At 36.2% G+C, this 13,964-nt stretch carries 17 protein-coding genes; 6 read left to right on the top strand and 11 right to left on the bottom strand.

The window, feature by feature from the left end; all coding sequences use genetic code 11:
• Window positions 1-39: 39 nt before the first annotated feature.
• The 5 genes from FA584_RS06675 to FA584_RS06655 form a co-directional block, all read right to left on the bottom strand.
• A complete protein-coding gene (locus tag FA584_RS06675) occupies window positions 40-693 on the bottom strand; it encodes a hypothetical protein (RefSeq protein WP_025344655.1) in 654 nt (217 codons plus the stop codon).
• Between the two features lie 46 nt (window positions 694-739).
• Complete coding sequence (locus FA584_RS06670) at window positions 740-1,372, bottom strand: HD-GYP domain-containing protein (RefSeq protein WP_025344654.1); 633 nt, start codon at window positions 1,370-1,372, stop codon at window positions 740-742.
• 2 nt (window positions 1,373-1,374) lie between these two features.
• A complete protein-coding gene (locus tag FA584_RS06665) occupies window positions 1,375-3,261 on the bottom strand; it encodes a methyl-accepting chemotaxis protein (protein WP_025344653.1) in 1,887 nt (628 codons plus the stop codon).
• Window positions 3,262-3,417: 156 nt separating this feature from the next.
• Window positions 3,418-4,260 carry an OprD family outer membrane porin gene (locus FA584_RS06660; RefSeq protein ID WP_238098878.1) on the bottom strand — a complete coding sequence of 281 codons (843 nt, stop codon included), beginning with the start codon at window positions 4,258-4,260 and terminating at the stop codon, window positions 3,418-3,420.
• Window positions 4,261-4,453: 193 nt separating this feature from the next.
• Entirely contained in the window at window positions 4,454-4,675 is a 222-nt protein-coding gene (locus tag FA584_RS06655; RefSeq protein ID WP_025344651.1) for a hypothetical protein, read from the bottom strand.
• 208 nt (window positions 4,676-4,883) lie between these two features.
• On the opposite strand from FA584_RS06655, the gene FA584_RS06650 reads away from it, so the two are divergent.
• Complete coding sequence (locus tag FA584_RS06650; protein ID WP_025343414.1) at window positions 4,884-5,345, top strand: transposase family protein; 462 nt, start codon at window positions 4,884-4,886, stop codon at window positions 5,343-5,345.
• Window positions 5,267-5,731: a transposase family protein gene (locus tag FA584_RS06645; RefSeq protein WP_084613060.1), complete on the top strand. Its 465-nt coding sequence runs from the start codon at window positions 5,267-5,269 to the stop codon at window positions 5,729-5,731. Before FA584_RS06650 ends, FA584_RS06645 begins: the two co-directional genes overlap by 79 nt.
• Before the next feature lie 710 nt (window positions 5,732-6,441).
• On the opposite strand, the gene FA584_RS06640 is transcribed toward FA584_RS06645, so the two are convergent.
• Window positions 6,442-6,999, bottom strand: a complete 558-nt coding sequence (locus FA584_RS06640; RefSeq protein ID WP_167750598.1) for a tyrosine-type recombinase/integrase — start codon at window positions 6,997-6,999, stop codon at window positions 6,442-6,444.
• 130 nt (window positions 7,000-7,129) lie between these two features.
• On the opposite strand from FA584_RS06640, the gene FA584_RS06635 reads away from it, so the two are divergent.
• The 3 genes from FA584_RS06635 (at window position 7,130) to FA584_RS06625 (ending at window position 8,923) form a co-directional block, all read left to right on the top strand.
• Window positions 7,130-7,300, top strand: coding sequence for a hypothetical protein (locus FA584_RS06635; protein WP_167750597.1), 171 nt, complete (start codon window positions 7,130-7,132; stop codon window positions 7,298-7,300).
• A 3-nt stretch (window positions 7,301-7,303) separates the two neighbouring features.
• Window positions 7,304-8,029, top strand: coding sequence for an arginyltransferase (locus tag FA584_RS06630; RefSeq protein ID WP_096046648.1), 726 nt, complete (start codon window positions 7,304-7,306; stop codon window positions 8,027-8,029).
• Between the two features lie 63 nt (window positions 8,030-8,092).
• On the top strand, window positions 8,093-8,923 hold the full coding sequence (locus FA584_RS06625; RefSeq protein WP_096046647.1) for an adenylosuccinate lyase: 831 nt from the start codon (window positions 8,093-8,095) through the stop codon (window positions 8,921-8,923).
• On the opposite strand, the gene FA584_RS06620 is transcribed toward FA584_RS06625, so the two are convergent.
• From FA584_RS06620 to FA584_RS06600, 5 genes are read right to left on the bottom strand one after another with little or no spacing between them, the layout of a single operon-like run.
• On the bottom strand, window positions 8,920-10,191 hold the full coding sequence (locus FA584_RS06620; RefSeq protein ID WP_167750596.1) for an RNA polymerase factor sigma-54: 1,272 nt from the start codon (window positions 10,189-10,191) through the stop codon (window positions 8,920-8,922). The two genes, FA584_RS06625 and FA584_RS06620, sit on opposite strands and share 4 nt — an antisense overlap.
• An 18-nt stretch (window positions 10,192-10,209) precedes the next feature.
• Window positions 10,210-10,932, bottom strand: a complete 723-nt coding sequence (gene lptB, locus FA584_RS06615; protein WP_096046645.1) for an LPS export ABC transporter ATP-binding protein — start codon at window positions 10,930-10,932, stop codon at window positions 10,210-10,212.
• On the bottom strand, window positions 10,919-11,350 hold the full coding sequence (gene tsaE, locus FA584_RS06610) for a tRNA (adenosine(37)-N6)-threonylcarbamoyltransferase complex ATPase subunit type 1 TsaE (protein ID WP_167750595.1): 432 nt from the start codon (window positions 11,348-11,350) through the stop codon (window positions 10,919-10,921). The genes lptB and tsaE overlap by 14 nt, the downstream gene beginning before the upstream one ends.
• Window positions 11,347-12,330 (bottom strand): anthranilate phosphoribosyltransferase, encoded by a 984-nt coding sequence (trpD, locus tag FA584_RS06605; protein WP_167750594.1) that lies wholly within the window; start codon window positions 12,328-12,330, stop codon window positions 11,347-11,349. Before trpD ends, tsaE begins: the two co-directional genes overlap by 4 nt.
• Complete coding sequence (locus tag FA584_RS06600) at window positions 12,330-12,575, bottom strand: RNA-binding S4 domain-containing protein (protein WP_167750593.1); 246 nt, start codon at window positions 12,573-12,575, stop codon at window positions 12,330-12,332. Before FA584_RS06600 ends, trpD begins: the two co-directional genes overlap by 1 nt.
• A gap of 156 nt (window positions 12,576-12,731) precedes the next feature.
• On the opposite strand from FA584_RS06600, the gene FA584_RS06595 reads away from it, so the two are divergent.
• Window positions 12,732-13,961 (top strand): argininosuccinate synthase, encoded by a 1,230-nt coding sequence (locus FA584_RS06595; protein ID WP_096046641.1) that lies wholly within the window; start codon window positions 12,732-12,734, stop codon window positions 13,959-13,961.
• Window positions 13,962-13,964: the final 3 nt, after the last annotated feature.

Below are 13,964 nucleotides of genomic sequence, written 5' to 3'. Positions count from 1 at the left end.
TTTAGCTTTCCTTTCTCATGAATTATAAAAACTTTCAACTTATTCTATAAAATTGGGCTTTGTTTTTGTCATTGCATTAATCCATGCTACTAAAGCATTTAGATCTTTTTCAAGTTCTTCAAGAGTTCTTTCATAGTTTCTCCAAGAAAGCCACAAGCCCTCTACTAACTTACGAATATTCTCAGGGTATAAAATCCCTTCTTTTTCGAACATTAATTCAATACTTTCTTCCTCGTTCCATACAGTCTCACCGCTATCCATTAGTTTACATGTAAACATTAGAGAACTCTCATCAGAGACACAAAGTTGCTCTTCTTCAAAGAGAAATTTGATTGTAATTTCATTTTGTGATTTGGGGCTAAAAAAGACTTGTTTAAGAGCAATTTTATCAATATCATTAAAAATAGCATAGCACAAGGTATCTTCTGTATCATCATAACTTTCAATAACTTTTGCACTATCATTAAGCTCTTTAATGTTTTGATAGATTGTTTCTGTGTTAAACGTATAGGCAACCGCTTCATCTTCTGTTGCAAAAAAAATATCATTTACATAGGGTTTAAATCCATAGTGTACACCAAAGGCATTGGCAGCAGCTACACTTTCATTTTTTTCGGGATGAGCATATTCTAGATTTTCTTTGATCTCTTCTTTTAATTCTTTGATGGTAATTGTTCTTATTTCATCTAACATAGTCTTCCTTTATTCATCAAACTTTATTATATGTCATTATTAAACTTTAACATATTTTTTTATTGAATGCGTTGTTGTTAATAAATGCACTGAGGACTTTCACGGAAATTGAAACAAGTTCCGGATCAAACTGCGTTCCACTGCAACGATCCAACTCATTAAGAGCTTCATCAAATGTGCATTTATTTTTATAATTTCGCATAGATGTCATAGCATCAAAAGCATCAACTATCGCAATGATTCTGGAAAAAAATGGTATCTTTTTATTTGTAAGACCATCTGGATAGCCTGTTCCATCCCATCTTTCATGATGATGTTTAACGATTTGAGCATGCTCTTGAAATAAATTGATATTTTGAAGCATTTGAGCTCCAAAAGTAGAATGTTTTTTAACACTCTCATATTCTTCTTTCGTCAAATAATCATTTTTTTGCAAAATTTTAGGATCAATAAGAATTTTTCCTATGTCATGCATAAAAGCAGATTGGTATAAAAGAATTGTATCCTTTAACCCTAAGTTAAGAGCATTACCAATTGAACAACAATAACGAGCCACTTGCTCTGAATGGCCTGATGTATAGATATCTTTTAGTTCTATGGTGTGAATTAGCATATTCATCACATCTTGCTTAAAATCAACAATACAGTCTTGACACAAAAATGAAGACATATCTGACATGCTTAAACTTTAAACTTTTTAAGTTCATTATCGAGTTTATTAGTCATCGAAGAGAGGTGATCACTAGCACTTGCTACCTCTTCAATACTTCTAGCATTAGCACTTGCAATAGTATCTACTTCTTGTATTTTTTTAATCATAGTATCGACTGATTCATTGACGTGTACAAAGTCTTGAACACTTTGACGATTGTTCGCAATTGTAGATTCAAGTATTTTTGCATTATCACCTACAATAGTTTTGAGCTCTGAGGATAACTCTGCAAGTTTAAATATCTCTTTAGAGTTAAAATCCATCTCTCCACTTGCATCAGCAATTGATTGAACAACAACATTAATGGTGGTATTAATTTCACTCAAACTTTTTTGAGTGCGTTCTGCTAATTTTCTAACTTCATCAGCGACCACAGCAAAACCTCGTCCGTGCTCTCCAGCTCGTGCAGCTTCAATGGCGGCATTAAGTGCAAGCAAGTTGGTTTGATCCGCAATATCAGCGATAACGGTTAGGACATATTTTATTTCTTCTGTATTCTCAGAAGTAACTTGAAGTTTTTTTGCTAATTCTATTTCTTTTTTCGAACCCACTTGTAGTATTGAATTGACTGTATCCATCTCTTTTTGAATAGTTTTAAAATTTACATTTGCCAAATCTAATTGTTCACTGTTATGTTTGATAATACTCACAGCGTTTTGTACTTCTTGCAAAACATTGCGCCCCTCTGTAACGGAAGCGGAAACGATTAAACTCTCTTCTTCTGAGCGTTTCCCTACCGATAAAGAGGTGGTAGAAAGTTCATGCGCAATCGATGCATTTTCACTGCTACTTTCTTTTGAGTTGGTAAGTAAAATTTGAATCTTTTCAATAAAAAGGTTTACTGAAGTAGCAATATCCGCTAACTCATCCTTGCTTTGCACTTTCAAACGCTGAGTGAGATCCCCTTCTCCTGATGACAAATCTTTCACCATCGTCTGCAATGCGTGCAGTGGTTTAAACTGCCATTTTAAAAGAGCATAAATTCCAATCAAACCTAACAAGAAAAAGCCAAAACTAATAAAGAGTAATTTTTGAGTTTGCGCATTTAGATTAGAAAAAGCAATTTCTTTGTCTACGGTCACGACAACTTTCCAGCCGGTAGCTTCAACGGTATCAAATACTGCTATCCATTCTTTCCCCGCCATTTTATAGTCAGCTAAACCTGATTTTTTAGAAAAAATTTCCTCTTCCAGCCACTTTAATTCAGGAGCATTTTCAGAAAGTGACTTCCCTTGCATCTTTACATTTGGATCAACAATAATTTTGTGATCAGCCCCTATCAACGCAGCATAACCACCTTCAAACTTACTCTCACGTACTTTTTCATTAATATCTTTAATCTCAACAACCAAGGTCACTTCACTGTCACCATTAAAAGGAGAGACAATAACCAACAAATCAGTCACTTTATCGATAGGACTTTTAATAATAGGACTGATCGCTTGTTCTTTAAATTTTTTGGAGAGCATCATTTGATATGGCATATTGGCTTCTTCTTGCTCAGGAGAAGGTGCCCAGTTAGGATCGGTATGACGAAGTGGCATACCTTTATAGTAAACCATAGAAGCATCTATCTTCGCAGATTTATTGACAAGATTCAAATAGCTTCGTAAATTTTCAGGGGATCTATCTTCAATCTTTTGCGCAACATCTGCTAACGCACTTGCGATTTGTTGCTTTGATTCAAACCAATTTTGTATGTTTTGAGTCAACCCAAATGACTTATCTTTAAGCTTTTCATAAATTTCTGAACTTGTCGTTTCTTTCATCATCGAATGGTTAATGACTAAAAAAACAACAAATCCAGTGACCAATCCTAACACAATAGAAAGTGTAATCTTCTGTTGCAATTTCATATCTGTAATCCTTGAGCATGTATTTTTAGTTACATGTAAAGCCATACATTTAAAGCTTTACATGTAAATAAAAAATGGGCGTTGCATACTTACATGCAAAACCCATTTTATTACAAGGAGATCTATACTTGTTTCGTTAGAAAAAATATATTGCTATTAAAATTCGTAACCAACTCTAAAACGGATTTCATCTCTGCTATATGCATCATTACTATTATTTGCAATTTCATAAAAGCCCATACAGTAGAGACCTTTGAGTGAACCGCTGAAGTTGTGTATAGCATAGAAACCTGTTTGATCAATCTTTCCAATACCAACCTGTGATGATGCTGCACCTTTTTCATCTAAATCAATATTGACATAACGCACGCCAAGAACGGTTGCGATTTGAGGAACAAATGCATGTACATCAACAGCATACTGAGTTGACGCTTCAAATTGTCCAGCATCTGTAAGTGTTGAAGTATACAGTCTTGGGCGATCATCTGTCATACCAACGCCCCAAGCGCCACGTCCATCATTAATCTTAGCATACGCTACATAAGCCCCAACAGGTCCAACATTAAGACCAAGTTTGGCTGAGTAAACCGTTGAATCTGCCCAAGCCACACTTCTTTCATCTAATTCTGTATTCCAGAACTGAAGACCTGTGACTAACGTTACGCTATCATTAATCTTTGGCATATAATCAGCTTGTGCTAAAAAAAGAGAATGAGATTTATCTTCCTCACCATAAGCCAATGTCAATGTTGTATCTGGAAGTGATTTATTGATCGCACCCACCACATAAGCATAGTCGCCACCTTCAGCACCAGGAATAACATTATACAAAAGGCCAAACTTGCCAAAATTTGCAAAATCATTATTAACCCCATTATCCTTCATCCAAGACATTCTCCATGCATACGCTGCATAAAGTGTTGTATCAGGAATGTCATTGCTAACAATTGTAACACCTTCAATTGCTTGTTTTATTACGTCATGATTATCGCTGCTCATAAGTGGCTTATCAAAGTACTGACGACCAACTTTAACGACTGTTTTATTCATAGTGTAAGAAAGGTATGCTTCAGATAAAATAGCACCTGATGCACCTAAATCCCATGGTAACATATGGTCCAGCTTCGTATCAGTATCAGCCCATGGAGTACTTTGTCCTTGAAAACCTAATCCTACTCTAAATCCTTTTAATTCAGCCGTCCTCATAGCTTAGTCTTAGACCAAAAGCCATTAACGAAGAATCTGTTGCTCCAGGACCACCATGTGCAGCAGCATCATAATCACGACCAAAATAAAATGCTCTAATTTCCCCGTTAACCTTACCATTTTTAAATGCATCTTCCAGTGTATCCGCGCCATACACAACTGAACTCATAGCGATCAATGTCGCCAAACTTAACTTTGCTAATTTCATATAAACTCCTCCTAAAAATAGTTTTGTTTCAACTAGTATAAAAACATATTCTAATTAAAATCTCATTTGAATCTTAAATTAACCTTTACTTTGATATATATCTGAAAGTAATAGGGCTAGCACCTTGATTTTTGTATTTATTTGCTAATAAATATTAGACATCTTGCAAAACTCAAATAAAAGGCACTAAAAATGCTTGGCAAGAGGCATGAAAAAATATGAACAAATGCAAAAGCATAAACCCAAAGATTTTAAGCGCCATATTGGCGTTAATGAAGAGACATTTAACGCAATGATAGAGGTGTTTAGGCAATACGATGAGAATCGTAAAAAAGGATTAGGTGTAGGAGGGAGGAGATCTCTTTCACCAGAAAATAAAGTACTTTTGATGCTTGGCTATTATCGTGAGTATCGCACCCTTGAACATATTGGATTTGATTATGGTGTGAGTGAATCAACGGCTTCAAGGATTGTATGTGAAGTAGAAGAAGTGTTGATTAAGTCTGGTAGATTTTCATTGCCAAGCAAGAGAGAACTCTATAAAAGTGATGTTGCCCTCTCTTTTGTTGTCATTGATGCGACAGAAACGCCTTGTCAAAGACCCAAAAAAAGCAAAGAGAGTACTACTCAGGTAAGCAAAAGCGTCATACCCTTAAAGGACAGATTGTGATTGATAAAGAGGAGAGGATTATGTGTGTGCATACCGCTAAAGGTACGACACATGATTTTAGACTGTTTCAAGAATCTAATCTCCCCTTGATGCCCAAGACCTGTGTTTATGTTGATTTGGGATATCTGGGTATTGCCAAAGAACATAGCCATTGTCAAATTCCCCATAAAGCCTCCAAACTTCATCCTTTGAGTGAGGAGCAAAAAGAGGAAAACAGACAAAAAGCAAGTGCTAGAATATGTGTTGAACATGTGAATGCTAAAATCAAAACATTTCAGATACTCACCCAAAAATACAGAAACAGAAGAAAACGATTCAATCTACGCTTTAATTTGATATGTGGATTAATCAACTTTGACCGTGGTTTTGCTGTGGAATACAAATGAGTTTTGCAAGATGTCTATTTATTAACGCTAACATGAAGACCTATGATAATTGTAACTACCACAGATCCATAAAAAAAGTTACTTGTTCGTTTTTTAACAATTGGTAACATACAGCAAAACAAAAAGACGTCACCAATACTCTTAATCAATAGTAAAACACTAAAATTAAAGAGAGCAAACTACAAACAGTAAGTCAACAAAACAATAACTAACCGAACTTATATAATCCTCCTTCTAACTATTTTTCATCATTATTAATCTAAATTTATATATTTTCATGGTAAATATACATTTAAGTTGTAGGGAAATTGTAGATAAGTTTTAAATACTTCAATTTTTTTTATTAATTAAAATATTTTATAGTTAAATGAGTATTGGTTCAGAAAAAGTATTTAATTTGGGGTTATAAAACGAATCGCAGATTATATTGTTTTAACTGAATGAAGTGATTTTTGTATTTTACTATTAAAATAATATAACAATTATGTTCCCATCCTAAAAACTAGATCACGCATAAGCTGATAGTTGAAACACTTTAAAATAACAGTACTTTTGACAGTACTTGTCCACATTAAAATAATTAAAGACTGATATTACTGTAGTTGAAGCATATATTTTAGTCCGGCCTCAGTACCACCCTAAATCCCTAAAATACGATATTCCCAACCTACAATATACACGGTGTCAGTACGAGTGTCAGTAAATGTCAGTTACGCAATAATTTTACTTACATCTACCGTAATAGTTCCCGTATAATGATTTCGATTAACTTCATCCGTTTCATGACCCATTTGATGAGGAATCCAATCAAGAGGTAAACCACATTGCTTAAGCATTGTGTTATGCGTTCGCCTCATCTTTTGTAATCCACCACCACTTTCAATCCCTAGCTTTTTACACAACTCTTGAATAGATTGCGTAATACTTGTTTCACTAAAATAGGGTTTACCTTCTCTTGAATGAAACACAAAGGTCGAAAGACCTGTTAGCTGTCTTTGTACAAGAAGCGCTTGCTTCGCTTGCGGTAACAGATCAATCAAACGGATTTTATCGCCTTTTGGCAGATCAACAGTACCTTTTCGGACTCTCATATAGACATCAATCTTGTTTTTGTCAAAGTCTATATTGTCCCACTTAAGGCCTATTATCTCCCCTGCTCTCAGTCCGCTGTAAAAAACAAACTGAATCAGGTTATGAAGTTGCCCACTTGAATGTTCAATAAGCAATTTGCGCTTTTCTTCACTAAAGACATCAACGATACGTCTCAATGTAATAACTAGCGATCTCTGTGCTTCGCTTGTCAATCAATTAAACATTGTTAAGATGTATTGCAACTTCTTCACACGAAATTTTGCTATAATCTAACCTTGTTTATTTTTACATGTAAAGGCATATGCAATGCAAGGAATTTTATTTGATGATCTTAAATTACTCAAAGAGAAAATAAGTCAAGAAGAAAAAAATGTTCAAGAAAAACTTATTATAGAACAAAAGCAAGAAAAAGAAAAAAAACTTCATGACCAATTTGAAAAGTTTATGCAAAACTCTGGAGTTAGAAAACTAGACTAATCAATGAGATCATTTTCACGCATTATTGAATTTTCAACATTAGAAACGAAATGTTCATACCTTGATGACTGTAAAACACGTATGGAATATAAGTACATTGAAAATGCAACAATGGAGCTCAATCAAGAACTGATTGAACGCGGTTGGAGACGTTTTGGAAACTACTACTCAAGACCACAATGTCAAAAGTGTAAATTATGTTTAAGCCTTCGTATTGATGTTAAAAATTACAATTTTTCACGTTCGGCTAAGCGTGTTTTCAAAAAAGCAGAAGGTATTCGTTATGTCATTCAAGCACCAACAATTAGCACGGAACATCTTGAACTTTATGACAAATATCATCGGCATATGGAACAAAAACGAGGCTGGCAATACTACAACCTGAAGCCACAAAGTTACCACGAACTCTATGTAAGTGGCGCACATAATTTTGGCAAAGAGGTGCTTTATTTTCAGGGTGAAAAGCTTATTGGTGTTGATCTCATTGACTTCTTAGATGATGGTATCTCTTCAATCTATTTTTACTACGATCCCGATTTTGAAAAACTCTCTTTAGGCCGACTTTCCATCTACGAGCAGATTATTTTGGCAAAAGAGTATGATCTTGAATGGATCTATCTTGGTTATTACGTCAAAGAGTGTCAAAGCCTTAAATATAAAGCATCCTATGCCCCTTATCAGACGCTTCAAGGCAATCCAAATTTAGATGAAGATGCCATTTGGATATAACGTTTTAAAACTTGGAATTCTTTTTGCTTCAAGGTAAATAACTTGATACAAAAGGATGGATAGATGCACCTTTCTCTCTCTCATGATATGCTAGCTCTTACGATAGAAGAAGATTCAAAAACCTTTTATTTTTTACAAAATATTGCCGATAAAAACTTTCAAAAGAAGATTGGACGCAAAGATAAGATGATTATTTTTAAAGAGCAAGATGAGTTAGTGCAACGCCGTTACTTTTTAAAATTGATCAGTAAAATTTATCTACGAAAAACGGGTAATGTGGAACAAGCACGTATCATCGAAAATACAATCGATAAAAGTATCAAGATTTCGCTTCTAAAATCCAATCAAGTCCTTCAAAAAATGAACATTCAACTCTGCATTGAAGACAATTATGCAGTTGTCTTTTATATGGGTTCACATAACACGCTTTTTGCGTCCTACCTGAAAAGCTATTTTAAAGACCATTTAGTCAGAATTCGCCCCAAGAATGGCACCATTACGCTCTATCCAAACTCAGAGATTACGGTATGTCTTTTAGAGAAACTCTTGGCACAAAAGGAGCTTTTTGGGTGTTTTGTAGAGTTTTCTTATTCTATGGACGATTTTTTAGCCTATAAAAAGAGTTTTGTATCCAAACGTGCTAAACGAAGCCGACATAATGCCCTCTTCTCTTTACTTGAAGAGTATTTTGGTGTTCTTGGATGTAAGATGGAAGACTCCTTTGATATGATTCGTAGCAATTATCTTACACTGGTTAAAAAATATCATCCGGATAGTTGTGGGCTTTACGATGGCGATTTACATGTAAAGTATGTTGCGAAGTTTCAAGAGGTTCAAAATGCCTATGAAATGCTTAAAATGCACTTCAGACATGCCGATGCAAAAAGTGCTTAAAATTGAAGAGTGTAGAGTTTTTTACGCTCGGATGAGCTTGCGATATTAAACTGTTGTCGGTATTTGGTAATGGTTCTTCGCACCATTTTGATGTTAAATTTTCCTTCTATCAGTTCTAAAAGTTTAATATCACTCAGAGGTTTTATTTTACTCTCATTTTTAACAAGTTCAATCATATATTCTTTAATAGCGCTATTGGAAATATCTTCTTCCAATGCCGTTGCGAAAAACTGTTTTAAAGGAATCACACCACGGCTACAGGAAAGGTATTTTCCCGCAATGGCACGTGAAATAGTCGAAGGATTTCGCCCTAGATCATCGGCTAAGTCTTTAAGTTTCATCGGTTTTATCGCTTTGCCAAAGAAAAAATCATACTGATATTCTACGATCATCAATCCGATTTTATAAAGCGTTGCTTTACGCATCTCAAGAGCATCAATAAGATCTTTAGCATCTTTAATTTTTTGAGAAACAAAACTATGATCAACATCCAGCCCTTCCGTATCAAGTATCACTTCAGGATAATAAGCATCATTGAGTCTCACTTCAATCGCACCTTCAAGATTATAGATAAAAATATCAGGGATAACCTCTTTCTCATCTTCCATAAAATCGATTGCGGGTGGATTGTGAAACCGCTTAATAATAGCGAGGGCATCATGAAACAGGGGTTCTTTGCCGAACGATTCGATAGTATCAAAGTTGATAATCAGCATTTCAACCATGTCATAGAGTTCATTCTCTAAAGAAAGGTCTTGGAGTTGAAATAAAAAGGTCTCTTTTAAATCAAGTGCCCCAATGCCCAAAGGCTCAAGGTAAGCAAAGCGTTGTCTTATCTTTTCCACGTCTTCGATTTTAACATCCAACTTTTTTGCAATCTCACTCAATGCTTGAGCTTCAAAATATCCTTCTGAATTAATATTTTCAATAATTTCATACGCAATTCGTTGTGATTTTTCAGTAGGGAAAAGGGGTGGATTTACCTGCTCATTAAGGACTTGATAGAGCGATTTTTTATCTAAAGTCAGTGCTTCAATGGTATCAGAAACCGATGTTTTTGCAACTTCGGAGAAAAAGCTTTTCTTTTCAAAACGTTTATCGGGTGTTTCTGAACCTGATTTAACACTGATGAAAGGATTTTCTTGCACAAAGGGTTCCAGTGTTTCCACCAAACTATCTAAATTGGCTTGAAGTATAGGAAGCCAACCTCTAAGAGTTGAGGAGAACTTTTGTTTGGTTGTTTGTGTGCTAGAAACCCTAAGTTTCAAAACCAATCTCCTTGTGGGTTAAAACCTGAAATCTTCACCAAGATAATAGGTCTTCACCAGTTTGTTTTGAGCAACTTCTTCACTGCTACCGCTCGCCAAAAGAGCTCCATCTTTAAGTACATATGCCCTATCACAAATGGCGAGGGTCTCGCGTACATTATGGTCCGTAATCAAAACACCAATATCCAATTTTGCAAGCTCTTGTACAATACCTTGAATGTCTGATACAGCGATAGGATCGACACCCGCAAAAGGTTCATCAAGAAGAAGAAATTTGGGTTTTAAGACCAAGGAACGTGCAATTTCACAACGGCGTCTTTCACCACCGCTCAGACTGACGCCATTTCGTTTACGAATCGGTTCAATATTGAGCAAATTTAAAAGCTCTTCCACGCGCTTCATTGCATTTTCTTTATTGGGATAAACAATTTCAGCAGCAAGCATAATGTTCTCTTCCACACTCAAATCTTTAAAAATACTTGATTCTTGAGGAAGGTAACCAATACCCAGTTTTGCTCTTACATGTAAAGGTATTTGAGTGACATCTTGATTATCTAAAAAAACAACGCCAGAGCTTGGAGGGATAAGACCACAAATCATATAAAACATTGTTGTTTTACCTGCACCATTGGGTCCTAAAAGACCTACAACTTCACCACTTTGAACATCAAGGGAAACTCCTTTAATAATTTCCGTTTTTTTAATCACTTTTTGTAATTCTTGAACTTTAAGCGTATGCATTAATGTGAACCTTATAATTGCGTTTTAAATCCATTGTCTCAATATCTATTGTACTATAGTCAACACCAAAATGGTGTAGTAATTTTTCAAATTCAGCATCACCCCATTCAATGAGATGGTAACCTTCAGCATCTAATTTTTCGATCAATCCACTTTGTAAAAAACCATTGCTTCCGCATTGGTAAATATCGTAGTGAAATAGTTTTTCATCATACTCATGTAAAATCGAAAAGGTTGGCGATGAGATCGCTTCTTCTATACCTAATATTTTAGCAAACGCTTTAACAAAAGCGGTCTTTCCGCTAGCGAGATTCCCTCGTAATAAGAGTACGCCTGAATCTCCAAGTTTACTTTTTATCTCGTCGGCAAAAGCAGTTAAGTGCGCTAAATCGCACACTTTTTCATAACATTGACTCATATAAGATAAGAGAGCTTAATAATTTCGCCCAGTTTATCCCATGCTTTTTTGCTTTCAATGGCATCTCGCATGAGCTCAATTCCTTCTTGCATATCTCTTGCTTTTCCATCGATCATTAAAGCGCATGCCCCATTTAAAAGGACAACATCGAGTTTTGCACCCTTTTCATCGCCTCGTAAAATCGCACGCGTAATTTCAGCATTTTGAATGCTATCACCACCTTTAATTGCCTCAAGTGGAGCAAAGGTAAAACCAAACGCTTCTGGATTGATTTCACCTTCTGTAATGATTTTGTTTTCAATCATCGTGTAACGTGTTGGTGCCGTAATACTCACTTCATCCAAACCATCCAGAGAACTTACCACCATGCTCTTTGTTGTGCCTAGCTCCCTTAATGCTTGACTAAAACGATCAATGTAATCCACATGGAACACTCCCACCATCTGTTTTTGAGCACTTGCAGGATTGGCAAGGGGTCCTAACATATTGAAAATGGTTCGATGTGAGAGACTTCTACGAATGGGCATAATATGCTTCATGCATGGATGGTGATTCATCGCAAACATAAAGACAAAACCACATCCTTCGAGCATTTTAATCTGTTTTTCGGGTGTTAAACTAAGGTTGAGTCCTAAGGCTTTAAGTACATCGGCACTGCCAGAGAGTGAAGTGGCAGAACCGCTGCCGTGTTTGGCAACTTTACAACCAAGAGTGGCTAAAACAATGGACGTTGTTGTGGAGATGTTAAACGTGCCACTTTTATCGCCACCCGTTCCAACAATATCAATAAGTTCTCTTTTCAAATGCTCCGGGATGTCCAGTTTAACACTGTGCTCGCGCATAACATTTGCAGCTGCGGCGATCTCCTCAAAACTCTCACCTCGCTCGTAAAGCTCAACTAAAAATTGTGCTGCTGCTTCTGGGCTCAGCTCATTTTCAAAAAGCGCATTAAACTGTTGATAGGCCTCTTGGTAATTCATCACACTTCCCTTACGTATTCGTTTTGTTTCGTTTTTGGAATGGTTTTGGCTTCAGGAATTTGCAAAACCTCGTATTTGACTGTTTTTTCAAGATAATTAATCGTAATAATATCACCGACTTTGACATCTTTTGCAGGCTTAACAACCACACTGTTGATGCAGACAACGCCATTTTTGCACATATCTTCCGATATTGCGCGACGTTTCGTAATATTGACACTGTTTAAAAATTTATCGACTCGCATACCCCATCCTTAGGATTTAATCCCCATTCTATCAAAAGAATATTTAAACTTGCTTTTTTATCTTTACATGTAAAGTCTCCCCTAAAGCATAAGCAAAGTTTTTACAAAGTTGCGCTACCATCACGCAATTCTATAAATTCTGTGAGGATTCGTATTATGAAAAAAAGTGTCAAAAAAGTAGTTTTAGCCTATTCAGGTGGGCTCGATACCAGTATTATTTTAAAATGGCTCCAAGATGAGTATAAATGTGAAGTTGTCACTTTTACAGCCGACATCGGTCAAGGCGAAGAGTTAGAGCCAGCGCGTAAGAAAGCTATCTCTTTGGGCATTAAACCAGAAAATATTTTTATTGAAGATTTAAAAGAAGAGTTTGTAAAAGATTATGTATTCCCTATGTTTAGAGCGAATGCCATTTACGAGGGCGAATACCTTTTAGGCACCTCTATTGCTAGACCTTTAATTGCTAAACGTCAAGCAGAGATTGCTGCGATGGTGGGAGCTGACGGTGTCAGTCATGGTGCTACGGGTAAAGGAAATGATCAAGTCCGTTTTGAGATGGGATATTTGAGTATGAATTCAGACCTTGTCATCATTGCACCGTGGAGAGAATGGGATTTGAACTCTCGTGAAAAACTCCTTGCCTATGCAGAGAAAAACGGTATCGTGATTGAGAAAAAACCAGGTAAATCACCCTACTCTATGGATGCAAACCTTCTTCATATTTCTTATGAGGGACTTGTCTTGGAAAATCCAGCGGCAGAGCCAGAAGAAGATATGTGGCGCTGGACAGTAAGCCCTGAAAAAGCACCTGACCAGTCTGAAGTCATTGAAATTACCTATGAAAAAGGTGATCCAGTCGCACTCAATGGTGTTAAACTCAGTCCCGCAACGATGCTGGCAAAACTGAATGAACTGGGTTGCAAACACGGCATTGGTCGTATTGACATCGTTGAAAACCGTTTTGTCGGTATGAAAAGTAGAGGGTGTTACGAAACACCGGGTGGTACAATTATGCTTCGTGCACACCGTGCCATTGAAAGCATTACACTGGATCGTGAAGCGGCTCACTTTAAAGACGAAATTATGCCAACGTATGCCAAAACCATTTACAACGGATTTTGGTTTTCACCAGAGCGAGAGATGATGCAAGCAGCGATTGATAAATCGCAAGAGACCGTCAATGGCACGGTTAAACTTAAACTCTACAAAGGGAATGTTTCAGTCATCGGTAGAGATTCTAAAACCAATAATCTCTTCAGCGAAGCATTCTGCACCTTTGAAGAGGATGAAGTGTATAACCAAAAAGACGCTGCAGGCTTTATTAAGCTGAACGCGCTACGCTTTATCATTAGTGGTAAAAACAGAAGAAATCAAGGCAAAGCTTAAACC

This window comes from Sulfurospirillum diekertiae (genome assembly GCF_011769985.2).
Lineage (GTDB): Bacteria > Campylobacterota > Campylobacteria > Campylobacterales > Sulfurospirillaceae > Sulfurospirillum > Sulfurospirillum diekertiae.
The sequence above is the reverse complement of the archived record's forward strand: the minus strand, read 5'-3'. Positions and strand labels throughout refer to the sequence as shown.